Below are 215 nucleotides of genomic sequence, written 5' to 3'. Positions count from 1 at the left end.
TATTAAGTAATTCAAAATTATTTTCGCTATTTGTTTTTTCATTTTCTTCATCGTCTTTGTTTTCGGCTTTATCTTTATTAGGAATATTTTTTTTAAATGCAATATCGAGTTTATTTCTTAATTCTTCTCTAAAATCTTTATTTAATCCGCTATTAAATTCTCCGCTAAATTCTTTAATATTTTCTTTTTTAATTTCGCTACTCGAAGACGCAATA

1 pseudogene is annotated in these 215 nt (G+C 23.7%); it reads right to left on the bottom strand.

Annotation, left to right across the window (positions count from 1 at the left end):
• Nucleotides 1-215 (bottom strand): annotated as a pseudogene (locus EZH24_RS14705) (hypothetical protein); the annotation flags it as partial.

This window comes from Brachyspira catarrhinii, from assembly GCF_005518285.1.
Classification (GTDB): domain Bacteria; phylum Spirochaetota; class Brachyspiria; order Brachyspirales; family Brachyspiraceae; genus Brachyspira; species Brachyspira catarrhinii.
The sequence above is the reverse complement of the archived record's forward strand: the minus strand, read 5'-3'. Positions and strand labels throughout refer to the sequence as shown.